The sequence below is a fragment of the Limosilactobacillus viscerum genome, from assembly GCF_947387525.1.
In the GTDB taxonomy this organism is placed as follows: Bacteria; Bacillota; Bacilli; order Lactobacillales; family Lactobacillaceae; genus Limosilactobacillus; species Limosilactobacillus viscerum.
This window is the reverse complement of the sequence record NZ_CANDNW010000024.1, coordinates 16159-27505: the sequence shown is the minus strand read 5'-3', so window position 1 is coordinate 27505 and position 11347 is coordinate 16159. Positions and strand designations below refer to the sequence as shown.

Sequence of the window (11347 nt, the reverse complement as noted above, 5' to 3'; positions counted from 1 at the left end):
CAGCTCCATCAACCAATAATCAATTGGTCAGTATTATTTATTTGAGTCCAGTGGCTAACTTATTCTTGAAATTTAGGAAGGAAAAATTTTCCTTGCCTCACCTGCATCGACTGCAATGGCAGCTTTAACCGGTTGTATATCTGATCCGCGTACTATCTTAGAGGAGGTCAAACAATCATGATTAGTCAGATTCGTCAGGGCAAAGTCCACATTTTCGGTAATAATATCGATACTGACCAAATTTATCCAGCAAAGTATCTTGAATACACAGAACTAGAAGATATCAAACAGCATGCCCTTTCTGGTAGTCCTAACCCCAACTTTGTAAATGAAGTAAAACCAGGAGACTTCGTAATTGCCGGAACCAATTTTGGCTGTGGTTCTTCACGGGAGCAAGCAGCAATTACTTTAAAAGCAAATCATGTTGGTGCTGTAATGGCAGAATCATTTGCACGAATTTTCTTTCGCAATGCTATCAATCTTGGCTTACCGGTCATTACTTGCAAGGGTATCAGCACCCATGTAAAGCAAGACGATGAGGTTAAGTTAAACCTTAAAACCGGCAAATTTAAGAATATAACCAGTGGCTGGGAAACCAGTGTTGAACCACTTGATCCTTACATCCTAAATATTCTTAACAATGGTGGTATAAAACCGTTAATGCTCAAAATGACGAAGCAAAACTAAGGGGATGATTTCCATGAAAACTTCGAATGTTAAGTTTCGTGCATTGATAATTCCACTTATTATTGGAATTTCTTTTTGGTTATGTACACCTGTACGTCCTACTGGTGTATCGGTAACTGCTTGGCATATGCTATTAATTTTCTTGGCAACGATCATCGCCTGTATCACTCAACCGTTGCCAATTGCAGGGGTCGCTTTGACTGGTTTTACCATTATGATTTTACTTCGGGTAACTGACTTTGAAACGGCTATCACTGCATTTAGTAATAAAACCGTCTGGTTGATTGCTATGGCATACATGATTTCACGTGGCTTCGCCAAAACTGGGCTTGGGAAAAGAATTGCTTTATTATTTGTCAAGCACTTTGGCCAAAAGACACTTGGCCTTTCATATGCTATCGAAGCGATTGACTTGGTAACTTCACCAGCCACCCCTAGCAACACCGCGCGGGCGGGAGGAATTATTTATCCGATCATCAAATCACTTTCGGAAGTATTTAACTCCAATCCTAAGGATAAAACTGAACGTAAAATTGGCTCGTACTTAATTTTTTCAGAATTCCATGCTAACATTGTTACTTCTGCAATGTTCATGACGGCAATGGCACCTAATTTAATTGCTATTGGTTTGGCCAACTCATTTGGTATAAAGATCTCTTGGATGGAATGGTTTATTGCCGCACTTTTACCAGGTATTATATGCTTACTAACGGTACCATTTATAATTTACAAGTTATATCCACCCGAGATAAAAGAGACACCAAATGCAAAAAAATGGGCTGAAAAACAATTGGCCACAATGGGACATATTTCTAAACGTGAGCTTAGTATGCTATTTATCTTCATTATTGCTCTTCTTCTTTGGATGTTTTCCAGTATCTTAAATCTTGATGCTACTCTTGTCGGTTTTATTGCGGTATTATTACTGCTATTTACAAGTGTATTGTCAGTCGATGATGTCCTTAAAGAAAAGGGATCATGGAACGTTATTATTTGGTTCTCAGTATTGATCTTTATGGCCAATGAGCTCAATACTCTTGGATTTATTCCATGGCTATCAAAAACTATTTCTCACGCAATGAGTGGGATGGGCTGGATTACAGTATTAATTATTATTTCAATAATTTACTTCTATAGTCACTATTTCTTTGCCAGCCAGGCAGCACATGTTACTGCAATGTACAGTGCACTTCTTGGAGTAGCGATTGCGGCCGGTGTGCCGGGTAAACTCGCTGCCTTAATGCTTGCATTTGTAACAGCAATATATGCTTCTTCAACTCAGTATGCAAATGGTCCAGCATCAGTTCTCTTCGGTTCTAACTATATTAGCCAAAAACACTGGTGGAGCCTAAACTTTGCTATGGGTATCTATTACCTAATTATTTGGTTAGGCGTTGGTATGGTATGGACTAATGTTATCGGTATTTGGTAATAATTATAAATATCAAAATGACTATAACATAACTACTATTACTTATATTGAAAGTAAGTAATGTAACAATATAAAAGAAAAAGTGCCGCACAATCATCGGATCCTTTGTCCAACAATTGTACGACACTTCATTTTTTATTTTCACCTAATGCCTACCACATGTCCTTGCTCTTATTAATTATCATTTTCTGCCATCCCCTTGGCCGTTTCTGTACCATCAGGGTTGGTTGTCCCGTTGGCCACACCATCTTTAATTTGAAGGTAAGTAACGTATGCATTCGCATCGGAATAGTATTCTGGATCTGACTTATCAGTGATCCACCGGCCACCATTCTTAAATGCTGCGGCCCGCTCTTGAGCATAGATACTATCACTTGATGATGAAGAATTATCACCTTGACTATTACTGTTGTTATTTGAGTCGTTGTCTGGTGTGTCATACCCATTTTCTTGAATACCCTTTAGGCTTGACTTCTTTGCGGCATCAAACATCTTAAGAAATTCACTCGTGGACATCTTGATCTTTTTGGCATGGTCAGCAGTCCATTCCCACTTCACACCCTTTTTGGTGCTACCAGTGTTTAGTTGACCATTCTTAATCGTTGCCGTCAACGTGTAGTAATCCTTGTCATAAACATCATGAAGCTTCAACCGGTATTTGTTATTTCCCAGTGATTTCCATGTTCCCTTCAATGCATCGCCATAATAACCACTATTATCGTCACCAGTTTCTGGCGTTGCAATTTTAATTTGGCCATTACTTGTTAGGCAGTAGTAACTATATTGCAATGAGCCATCATCCTGCTTAGCATCTGAAGATAACTCCTTGTATACACCAGTAATATTTTGACTTGCATGGACTGGCTTAATAGCAGCTAACGCAAACAAAACCAGGACCGCCACTAAGCCGGCAAAAACTCTATACCATTTCTTCATAATAATCCTCCCAAATATAATTACGACAAACATTATACACCCGGCTCTTAAAACAATAAGAGCAAGTTCAATTTACTTATAGATTAAAGTAAAAAAGCTCACAATGGTCTTAAGAATGCTATTCAATTTTCTCAGTAATCTTTTTAATAAAGAGCCGGGCTACATTTGGGAGTTGCTGGTTCTTATTCCAAATCAAGGTATTAAGATCTGCCAATATTGGTGTAAGCGGGCGGAAGACTAACTCATCATCCTCTGGTACAAGGTCCTTATAGGTTAAAGCAAAACAAGCTCCTGTTCGTACCAGCAAGGTTGCATTATAAATCAAATTGTAGTGTCCAGTAAATTGGAACTGGTTAACCAACGAGCCGGCCCATTCCCGAAACGCTTCACCATCATTAGTCTGATATGAAGTAATCAAAGAATGACCAATTAAATCTTTTGGCGTTACGCCCTGCTTTTGTGCAAGCGGCTCATCTTTTCGAAGTAAAATCCCCCACTGATTCTTTTCCGGTAAAGTAAGCGAATGGTAGTTTTCAAGATTATGGTTTCCCATAATCACCCCAAATTCGATCAGGCCCTTATCAAGTTGTCGCTGGATAGAATTAAAATCACCACTGACTAGGTTAACTTTGATGTTTGGATACTCCTTTAATATATCATGGAGGACATCCATGACTACCTGCATAGCGCTACTTTCGCCACCGCCAATATCAAGGGTACCGCTTATCACATCTCGTGATTGCAGGTTATATTCGGTTTTTGCTACCAGGGACATGATTTCTTGCGCCCGTTCATACAGGTAATAGCCTTCCTGGGTAAGCTTAATTTGCCGGTGTCCCCGCTCAAACAAGGTCGTACCTAGTTCGGTTTCAAGGCCCATTATTTGCCGTGAAAGAGCGGGTTGCGAAATGTGTAACTGTTGTGCTGCGCCAGAGATATTACCCTCCCTAACAATTTCAATAAAATAACGAAGTACCCGGATTTCCATGATAGCCTCCATACTTTTTACTTATAGTTTACTATGAATTATAAATCTTTAACATTATTCTATGGCCTTGCTAAACTAAAAGCAAATCAATTAGTAGGAGGTAACTAACCATTTCTAATCACAAGATTACTCATGAGGAAATAAAACAAATGCAGGAAATGATTGATAAAAATCAACAACTCCTGCAGGAACTAAATAATAGCATCAATAACCAGGTCCAAGTTCGGGAAAAATTATCGGTAATCACTAACCAACGAATTGATGATTCAGTCAAAATCCGTTTACCCTTTTACAGTGACTTTGGCCGCAATACTCACCTGGGCAAGGGTGTTTTTATCAATAGTGGTGCCATGTTTACCGACCTTGGCGGCATTTACATTAGTGATAACGTCTTGATTGGCCCCAAAGTAACGATTGCTTCGGTTAACCACCCAGCTACACCTGAAAAGCGTCGGGAAGTAGAAATAGAGCCGGTATACATTCACCGGAATGCCTGGCTGGGCGCAAATGCAGTAATTACGTCTGGTGTTTCTGTTGGCGAAAACGCAATTGTTGCGGCTGGTGCAGTTGTAACCAACAATGTACCTAAAAATACAGTTGTTGCAGGTGTTCCTGCCCGCGTTATTAAGGTATTAAACCAGTAATTCCAATAACGACCTTATTTTTGCGGGGTCACCCCGCCATCAAAATAGCCCGCTAGCGTTTACCAATAGGAAAACGTTAACGGGCTATTTTATATAAAATTTTAGATCCGAACTAGCATGTTTACCAGTAGCGACCAAATAAGCGAAATCACCATAACGAGGATAAACCACGAGAGAACGATAAATAGGTAGTGGTGAATAACTGCCGCTTGGCCGAAAAGAACAAAGAGGAAAAGAAAAAGTCCGGTAATGACGAATAGTGCAACAAAAGATGGCACCGTACTTTTTAAATCGGCATTACTGAGGTCAAAGCCGCCAATCGTAATATTGATTGAAAGAACGTCCCACACAATTACTAGTAGCCAGTTTGTTGGCCCACCACTGATATTAGTTGAAAAAGGAAGGCCGAGCATCCCCGCCATCTGTTGTAAGCCCCACTGGTAAATTCCCGGCACTAAAAGTCTGGTTAACAACAGTAGCACAAAAGTACAGCCAAAAATGGGTGCCGTCCCAATTAGTGCGTTTCCCATAAATTGATAATAATTTTTCTTATTCCAGGAGTGGTTTACGTAGCCGAGTGCCCCACCACTATTCTCAACATCAGTAATCAGTAACCGGAAACCGTTGATGTGGTGGCCGAAGATAATTGCTACTAATAAGTGACTAAGTTCATGCACAATAATGCCAAGGCCGCCAACATAAACGATTGATTTGGGTCCCAAGCGTGCCGCCAGCCGTGCCTTTGAATCGCGATTAATATATGTCAGCCCGAGCACTATCAGCAACTGAATCGCTAAAATAAGTAGTAGATATATAATTGTGGTTTTTAGACTAGCTAAAATTGTCAACCTTCCTATCTTTTACCTGTATCGCAATCAAAATTGGTTACAATCGGGTGGTTAATATTTAACAGCATCAATTTACACTATTTTTCACTGCAAGGCAATCATGAGGAACGGGAGCTGTGACACGCGATATCTCTGTAATAGTCGGAGCTAAAACAAGGGGCCCACGACAAAATCAAGTTTTGTCACGGGTCCCTTAAAAGTGTATTAATGAATGTCAAAAAATTAATCCCAAACCTTCTTTGCAATATTGAAGGCAGACCATGCGTTTGGCCAGCCAACGTAGAAGGCCAACTGGGTAATTACTTCCACAATCTCTTCTTTCGTGACACCGTTCTTCTTGGCAGTCTGCATGTGGTAAGGGAGCTGTTCAAACGCACCCTTAGTAATCAGTGCCGTTACGGTAATCATACTCCGGTCACGAGGCTTCAATTCCTTTTCCCGTGCCCACACCTGGCCAAATAGCACGTCGTCATTTAATTCCGCAAATTTTGGTGCAAAATCACCTAATTGGTCACGACCAGCAGTTTGTTTTTCAGCCATTATTGATAACCTCCTACTTGTTTAGCTTGTTGTAGTAATCATCGTCAACTTTTTCGCACCATTCACTAGTTCCCTTGGTGATTGCAATGTGGGAGAACCAGGAATCCTTTGTAGCACCATGCCAGTGCTTAACTCCTTCGTGAATTGCTACAACGTCACCCGGCTTAAGTAGTTGGGCTGGCTTGCCTTCCTCTTGGTACCAGCCTTCACCAGCAGTTACCATAATGATTTGAAAACCATTGTGGTGGATGTGCCAGTCATTCCGGCAACCAGGCTCAAAGTTAACGTTAGAAACATTAACGTCGATGTTGTCATCGGGTGCAACCAAACCGTTTAAATATGAAGTACCGATAAAGTACTTGGCAAATGCCACGTTCTTTTCGCCAAAACCAAATACGTCGTTCTTTACTGCTTCTTCATTTTTTGCCATCAGCAATCACTCCTTTGAATTATTTGTTAATTCTACTTTAAGTGCTTCTGATTGCAATGTGAAATACTTATTTTAATTGAAGAAGTATGCTTTAATTGTATTAGAGCTTGCGCAGCCAAGACATTAGACTACTTTCGGAGTAGCTTGGCTTTGCATGCGTTAACACATGGTAGCCGGGTAAAACATCAAGTTTGCCGGCATGGGCAACGAAGTCCTGTTGGTAATTGCCGGTGTCGCTCCAGCCAGATGAAAATGGTGCCACCTTACCCTGATATCCTTGAAGCTGGTTAAGCAGGGTCATGATTGGCGATGAAATTTGCCCATCCCAAACTGGTCCACCAACCAAGATATCATCATAGTAATGAAGGTCTGGCAATTTAGTAACCAGACGTGGCAGCCGGTTAGTTTGCCGCTGCTGTTTGTAAAGATCATCGGTTGCTTCCATGTCCTGCGGGAAAGTATCCGGAGCAACCTTTACCTGCAAGATGTCAGCACCAGTCATTTTATGGATCCGGCTAGCCAACTGGGCAGTGTTACCAAACTGTGAATAATAAAGAATTAGCGCTTGCTGTGCCATTATCATTTCTCCTAACTTAAATTACGATTTGGAGGTCAAGAAACATGGATACACGGGTTTTAAAATACTTCTTAACCGTTGCTCATACTAATAATATCACGAGAGCAGCAAAACAATTACATATTACGCAGCCAACCCTTTCGCGACAAATTATGGAACTGGAAAAAGAGTTAGATACTACCCTTTTTGATCGTAACCAACGGCATCTTCAGTTAACTGAGGCCGGTGTCCTCTTCCAACAACGAGCAACCAACCTTCTCCAGTTAATTGACCAGACCAAAGACGACCTCCACCAGCAAAGAAAAGAGCTGACGGGGGCAGTCAACATAGGTTGTGCGGTCTCAACCGCCTCTCCTTTTTTGATGCGGCTAGTTGCGGAATTTCAGGACCAATATCCTGGCGTGCAGTTTAACGTCTTTGATGGAGATGGGGATGTCTTACGTCGCCAGGTTGATGAAGGAACCGCTGACCTTGCCTGCCTACTTGAACCGGTCGAGGCGGCCAAATATAACTACTTGGTATTACCAATTAAAGAACAGTGGGGCGTGATCATGTTAAAAGATGACCCACTTGCAAAACGGGAGTCGATCAGTAAAAGCGACCTGTATAAGTTGCCACTAATTCTCCCCCACCGGAATATTATTCGGGATGAGGTTAGCGATGTTCTTAAGCTCGACCAGACAAAGCTAAACGTTAAGGCCAGCAACAATCTGCCTTGTAATGCATTAGAGTTAATCCGCACGGGGAACTACTATGCGGTCGGGATTAAAGGAGTTGTTGCGGTTTTACATGATCCATCACTTTGTTTCGTCCCCTTTAGGCCGAAAAAGGAGACCGGGCACGTAGTTGTTTGGCGCCGGAATAATATGCTGGCCCCAGCCGCAGAGAAGTTCTTACAGTTTGTGGCGGAGAAGAGCAATGAACGTTAATTTGATAATAAATTTTTCTTTGAGAAAGCAACACGTAAATGCTTTAACCACAAAATAGGGCAATTGACATCCTCCAATCTTCGTAATATGATTCCCGAAGATTGGAGGATGCTTCTTAATGAAAAATGTGTACTTTAATAATGACGGTAACGTTGACGACCTTGTTTCCCTGTTTCTCTTATTACAAATTCCGAACATTAAGCTGATTGGTGTCGGTGTGATTGATGCAGATTGCTACGTCGATCCTGCTGTGGAGGCTTCCCGGAAGATTATCGACCGTTTCAACAAACGCAATGACCCCCTCGAAGTAGCCAAATCTGACTCCCGGGCCCACCACCAATTCCCTTCAAATTGGCGATTGAGTTCCTTCTCCTTTGACGCCTTACCGATTCTTAATGAAAATGGTGAACCCAAGACTAAGCAGGCTGCTGTTCCTGCCCACATTGATATGGCCCAAAAGATTAAGCAGTCAGATACGCCAGTGACTTTAGTAATGACTGGCCCGCTAACTGACCTAGCGCGGGCACTTGATTATGACCAAAGCATTCAAGATAATATTGATCAATTATACTGGATGGGCGGCTGCCTTGACGGGCACGGTAATGTTAACGAGCCTGGCTTTGATGGCACTGCTGAATGGAATGCTTTCTGGGACCCGGAAGCCGTTAAAAAGGTTTTTGATTCATCGATCAAGATTCAAATGGTTGGCCTCGAAAGTACCGAGGAAATTCCACTAACGAGGGAACTGCGGATACACTGGGCAAGCCTTCGTAAGTTCCCAGCTTTCGATATGATTGGTCAGGGCTATTCACTTGTTTTAGCGGACGAAGCTGACTCAACCTATTACTTATGGGACGTCCTCACCACCCTCTCTAGTCTTTACCCGGACCTTGTTTCAACTACTGAAACCAAAGCTAGCGTGGAGGTTAACGGTCGTGCAGCGGGACGGACATTCAAAAACGATAATGGCCGCCCATTGACCCTGGTTACTAAGGCTGATAAGGACAAATTCTTTAATGTCTTTGACCAGCTAGCTAAGGATGCCGAATTAAAGTAATATAAAAGAAACTCAATTAACCTATGTTAGACTTTATTGAGTCTCTGCAGATACAAAAAAGGACCCAAAGTTCATTAAATTTGCTGAACTCTGGGCCCTTATCTATTTATAATAATTTACTTATTTTATCCTTTAAAAAGGTCATTAAAGGCTTCACTCATTGTCGGGTGAGTATAAATCTGGTCGCGCAGAATCGTATAAGGCAGCTTAGCCTTCATTGCCAGTGCAACTAAGTTAATTAACTCGTAAGACTCAATTCCGTAGAGCGTTGCACCCAAGATTTGTTGGTTAGCTGGATCAACAATGGCCTTAAAAAGTCCCCTAGTATTCTTTGCAACACGTGCCTTTGGAATCGCAGCCACTGGTAATTTGAATTGCCGGTAGTCAATCCCCTGGTCCTGCGCCTGCTTCTCAGTTAATCCAACCCGAGAAAGTGGTGGGTTAATAAAGACGCTAGTTGGAACAATATTGCGGCTTTCGAGCGTATAACCACCATCACCAAATAGTTGGCTCTTGATGATCCGAAAATCATCAAGTGAAATGTAAGTAAACTGTGGTCCGCCTTTTACGTCACCAATCGCCCAAACATTGTCAACACTTGTCTGGAGGTGCTGGTCAACCATAATTGCGCCACGGTCATTAACTTTAATTTCCGTTTTCGCTAGTCCCAGGTCAGCGGTATTCGGTTGCCGACCAGTTGCGGCAAGAATTTTATTACCAAACACTTCACCAACCTGGCTATCTTGAACATAGCTAAGTACCGCACCATCTTCGCGGTCCGTCACCTTTTTAAGCTCTGCGCCAAGGATAAACTTAACGCCTAAGTCTTCCAGATCCTTCTTAACTAGTGCGCTGATGTCATCATCCTCGCGTGGAATAAAGGATTTCTTATGGTCAACCACGGTCACTTGTGAACCATATTGCGCAAACATTGCCGCAAACTCAAGACCAATATAACCGGCACCAATGATTGTTAATTTTGTCGGCAATTCATCTTGATCCATTGCGGACGTTGAATTTAGAAGGAATTGACTATCCCTTAACCCCGGTAACGGCAAAATAATCGGGCTGGCACCGGTATTGATAAAAATCCGTTCGCCGGTAAATTCTTCAGTGGTCCCATCCGCCTGCGTGACAGCGATCTGGTGGTTACCAGTAAATGCAGCCTGGCCGTCAAGCACCTTAACAGTGGGTTCATCAGCAAGCATGTGGTAGTTCTTGTTACGAAGGAAGGCCGTCATTTCATCTTTGCCCTTAACTGCATCAACAAAGTCTACTCCGTTAGCGGCCTCAATAACCAACCGCTTTGAAGGGAGACATGCAATATTGATGCACGTACCACCGTACATTTGCTTCGACCGTTCAATAACTAGTACCTCTTCACCTTTTTGGGCTAGGAATTTGGCGAGCGTTTTCCCACCCTTACCAAAACCAACAATTATATTCTTAACCTTTTTCATCAAGATCGCCTCACTTTTCGTAAGTAATATTTACTGGCCTTAATATACTACTTCCGACCATTACCGTCACCTTTATTGCTCAGGTTTAGGAAAAATGACAAATAAACGTTTTCTCTAACAAAAAACACTCAATAATCGCTTGCCGGCTAGTGACAAACAGTTATTGAGCGTTTCTTATTAGCACTATTCCTAGTTAATTCTTGTCAGAGTCTTCTTCACCGGTCTCGGTGAGTTGCGCATACACATAAAGAATTTCGTCTTCGCGGTAATACCCATATACTTCCCCAACCTTCTTAAAGCCATGCTTAGTGATCAGGTGTTGCATTACCTTGTTGTCAATGTGGGTATCGATCCGGATCGTTTCGATTTCCTTCCGGTGTTCCTTGATGTAGTCAATTACTGCAACAAAGAGCTTTGAAGCGTAACCATGACCGGTGTGCTTAGAGTGCACTGCTACCCGGTGGAGGACAACGTACTTATCAGTGTCAATCAGCCACTTGCCCTTCATCTTGGCGTATGATTCATCTGGGCCGTCAACTACTGCCACGTAACCGACAGTTTGTTCATCGTCAGACTGGGCAATTACACCCCAGCCATTTTCGATGTCCTTCTTTACGACATCGGCATTTGGATAGTCACCTTGCCATTGGTCAATCCCTTGTTCAGCAAGTTGACTACTACCGTCACGTAAAATATCCATAATTTGGTCATAATCTTCCATTGTGGCCTTTTTTAACTTCATGTTGTCCCTTCCCTTCTAATCATTTTTTTGAATATTCATAAAAATTCCGACTTTAGAACTTTATCATACTCTTTTTA

Annotated in this window: 13 protein-coding genes; 5 read left to right on the top strand and 8 right to left on the bottom strand. The window is 42.0% G+C overall.

All coding sequences use genetic code 11. The features are described from left to right. Positions 1-177 precede the first annotated feature (177 nt). A complete protein-coding gene (locus tag QOS07_RS07265; protein WP_283588304.1) occupies positions 178-687 on the top strand; it encodes a LeuD/DmdB family oxidoreductase small subunit in 510 nt (169 codons plus the stop codon). 13 nt (positions 688-700) lie between these two features. Beyond that, positions 701-2119 (top strand): DASS family sodium-coupled anion symporter, encoded by a 1419-nt coding sequence (locus QOS07_RS07260; RefSeq protein ID WP_283588303.1) that lies wholly within the window; start codon positions 701-703, stop codon positions 2117-2119. Positions 2120-2293: 174 nt separating this feature from the next. Here the strand turns inward: QOS07_RS07260 and QOS07_RS07255 are convergent, their stop codons facing one another. Both QOS07_RS07255 and QOS07_RS07250 read right to left on the bottom strand, forming a co-directional pair. Next, positions 2294-3055, bottom strand: a complete 762-nt coding sequence (locus QOS07_RS07255) for a hypothetical protein (RefSeq protein WP_283588302.1) — start codon at positions 3053-3055, stop codon at positions 2294-2296. Between the two features lie 118 nt (positions 3056-3173). Beyond that, a complete protein-coding gene (locus QOS07_RS07250) occupies positions 3174-4043 on the bottom strand; it encodes a LysR family transcriptional regulator (protein ID WP_283588301.1) in 870 nt (289 codons plus the stop codon). Positions 4044-4201: 158 nt separating this feature from the next. On the opposite strand from QOS07_RS07250, the gene QOS07_RS07245 reads away from it, so the two are divergent. Beyond that, the gene (locus QOS07_RS07245; RefSeq protein WP_283588306.1) at positions 4202-4687 is read left to right on the top strand and encodes a DapH/DapD/GlmU-related protein; all 486 of its coding nucleotides are present in this window, start codon (positions 4202-4204) and stop codon (positions 4685-4687) included. Positions 4688-4788: 101 nt separating this feature from the next. On the opposite strand, the gene QOS07_RS07240 is transcribed toward QOS07_RS07245, so the two are convergent. The 4 genes from QOS07_RS07240 to QOS07_RS07225 form a co-directional block, all read right to left on the bottom strand. After that, entirely contained in the window at positions 4789-5409 is a 621-nt protein-coding gene (locus QOS07_RS07240; RefSeq protein ID WP_283588300.1) for a hypothetical protein, read from the bottom strand. A gap of 348 nt (positions 5410-5757) precedes the next feature. Then, positions 5758-6075, bottom strand: a complete 318-nt coding sequence (locus QOS07_RS07235; RefSeq protein ID WP_283588299.1) for a carboxymuconolactone decarboxylase family protein — start codon at positions 6073-6075, stop codon at positions 5758-5760. A 13-nt stretch (positions 6076-6088) separates the two neighbouring features. After that, positions 6089-6505: a cupin domain-containing protein gene (locus tag QOS07_RS07230; RefSeq protein ID WP_283588298.1), complete on the bottom strand. Its 417-nt coding sequence runs from the start codon at positions 6503-6505 to the stop codon at positions 6089-6091. A 100-nt stretch (positions 6506-6605) separates the two neighbouring features. Continuing rightward, on the bottom strand, positions 6606-7082 hold the full coding sequence (locus tag QOS07_RS07225) for a flavodoxin family protein (protein ID WP_283588297.1): 477 nt from the start codon (positions 7080-7082) through the stop codon (positions 6606-6608). A gap of 44 nt (positions 7083-7126) precedes the next feature. Between QOS07_RS07225 and QOS07_RS07220 the strand changes: the two genes are divergently transcribed. Both QOS07_RS07220 and QOS07_RS07215 read left to right on the top strand, forming a co-directional pair. After that, positions 7127-8011, top strand: a complete 885-nt coding sequence (locus QOS07_RS07220) for a LysR family transcriptional regulator (protein ID WP_283588296.1) — start codon at positions 7127-7129, stop codon at positions 8009-8011. Between the two features lie 118 nt (positions 8012-8129). Further along, on the top strand, positions 8130-9068 hold the full coding sequence (locus QOS07_RS07215; protein WP_283588295.1) for a nucleoside hydrolase: 939 nt from the start codon (positions 8130-8132) through the stop codon (positions 9066-9068). A 125-nt stretch (positions 9069-9193) separates the two neighbouring features. Here QOS07_RS07215 and QOS07_RS07210 read toward each other — a convergent pair whose 3' ends face one another. Both QOS07_RS07210 and QOS07_RS07205 read right to left on the bottom strand, forming a co-directional pair. Then, the gene (locus QOS07_RS07210; protein ID WP_283588294.1) at positions 9194-10528 is read right to left on the bottom strand and encodes an FAD-dependent oxidoreductase; all 1335 of its coding nucleotides are present in this window, start codon (positions 10526-10528) and stop codon (positions 9194-9196) included. Between the two features lie 193 nt (positions 10529-10721). After that, complete coding sequence (locus QOS07_RS07205; protein WP_283588293.1) at positions 10722-11270, bottom strand: GNAT family N-acetyltransferase; 549 nt, start codon at positions 11268-11270, stop codon at positions 10722-10724. Between the last annotated feature and the right edge of the window lie 77 nt (positions 11271-11347).

Excerpts from the sequence above, each read along its gene's own strand:
- QOS07_RS07265 (WP_283588304.1), top strand. The coding sequence starts at position 178 with ATGATTAGTCAGATTCGTCAGGGCAAAGTCCACATTTTCGGTAATAAT.
- QOS07_RS07260 (WP_283588303.1), top strand. The coding sequence starts at position 701 with ATGAAAACTTCGAATGTTAAGTTTCGTGCATTGATAATTCCACTTATT.
- QOS07_RS07255 (WP_283588302.1), bottom strand. The coding sequence starts at position 3,055 with ATGAAGAAATGGTATAGAGTTTTTGCCGGCTTAGTGGCGGTCCTGGTT.
- QOS07_RS07250 (WP_283588301.1), bottom strand. The coding sequence starts at position 4,043 with ATGGAAATCCGGGTACTTCGTTATTTTATTGAAATTGTTAGGGAGGGT.
- QOS07_RS07245 (WP_283588306.1), top strand. The coding sequence starts at position 4,202 with ATGATTGATAAAAATCAACAACTCCTGCAGGAACTAAATAATAGCATC.
- QOS07_RS07235 (WP_283588299.1), bottom strand. The coding sequence starts at position 6,075 with ATGGCTGAAAAACAAACTGCTGGTCGTGACCAATTAGGTGATTTTGCA.
- QOS07_RS07230 (WP_283588298.1), bottom strand. The coding sequence starts at position 6,505 with ATGGCAAAAAATGAAGAAGCAGTAAAGAACGACGTATTTGGTTTTGGC.
- QOS07_RS07225 (WP_283588297.1), bottom strand. The coding sequence starts at position 7,082 with ATGGCACAGCAAGCGCTAATTCTTTATTATTCACAGTTTGGTAACACT.
- QOS07_RS07220 (WP_283588296.1), top strand. The coding sequence starts at position 7,127 with ATGGATACACGGGTTTTAAAATACTTCTTAACCGTTGCTCATACTAAT.
- QOS07_RS07215 (WP_283588295.1), top strand. The coding sequence starts at position 8,130 with ATGAAAAATGTGTACTTTAATAATGACGGTAACGTTGACGACCTTGTT.
- QOS07_RS07210 (WP_283588294.1), bottom strand. The coding sequence starts at position 10,528 with ATGAAAAAGGTTAAGAATATAATTGTTGGTTTTGGTAAGGGTGGGAAA.
- QOS07_RS07205 (WP_283588293.1), bottom strand. The coding sequence starts at position 11,270 with ATGAAGTTAAAAAAGGCCACAATGGAAGATTATGACCAAATTATGGAT.